Annotated in this window: 1 protein-coding gene; it reads right to left on the reverse strand. The window is 55.6% G+C overall.

What is annotated here, in order from left to right:
* Positions 1–2: 2 nt before the first annotated feature.
* Positions 3–766 (reverse strand): IS5 family transposase gene (locus tag G7020_RS23790; RefSeq protein ID WP_258189501.1). Its coding sequence is split into 2 segments (ribosomal slippage): positions 3–451 and positions 451–766, totalling 765 coding nucleotides; the frame shifts between segments, so codons are not numbered across the junction.
* Between the last annotated feature and the right edge of the window lie 27 nt (positions 767–793).

Consider the following 793-nt stretch of genomic DNA (forward strand, 5'->3'; position numbering starts at 1 on the left):
TGTTAACACATCTTCAGTCCGTCAACTATTAGCGCGAAGTTGATGAATCCGATGAACATCACATCAAGCTTCTCGAAGCGAGAGAATATACGCCGAAACCCCTTCAAGCGCCGGAATAGACGCTCAACCTCGTTCCGGCGCTTGTAGAGTTCTCGATCGTATTGCCAAGGGTCGAGGCGAGTTTTCAGCGGCGGCACGACGGCGATGTAGCCCAGCTCCAGAGCCAGCTGCCGGGTCTCATTACCTTCGTAGGCGCGGTCCATCAGCAGATGCAGTGGCTGCTCTTGCTTACCGATCCGGCGCAGCAGCTCACGACCTGCCGGCGCGTCGTGCGCCTGGCCGGGTGATAGGGAAAATCCTATGGTCGTTCGATCATTCGCGGCAACCAAATGAATCTTGGTGTTCCAGCCGCCTCTGGATTTGCCGATGGATTGGGGACCGTTTTTTTTCGAGCACCCGTGCCGTCAGGATGCACCTTGATACTGGTGCTATCCAATGAAACGGCCTCGATCTTGATACGCACAATCTGCGATTGCTGCAGCTGTTCAAATACACGGTCCAACACACCTGCCTTCGACCAGCGGTTCATGCGGGTGTAGATGGTGTGCCAGTTTCCGAAACGTTTAGGCAGGCCGCGCCACTTACAGCCATGCTCGGTGACGTAGAGGATCGCATTCAGGACATCCAGGTTCGACAAGCTGACATTGCCGCGCTGGCGCGGGAAGCAATGTTCAATGGCGGAGAATTGTTCGGGTGTGATCATCATGCGCGAAGTATCCCGCATTACTCGCCG

Source organism: Stutzerimonas stutzeri, assembly GCF_013522825.1.
GTDB classification, from domain to species: Bacteria; Pseudomonadota; Gammaproteobacteria; order Pseudomonadales; family Pseudomonadaceae; genus Stutzerimonas; species Stutzerimonas stutzeri_AK.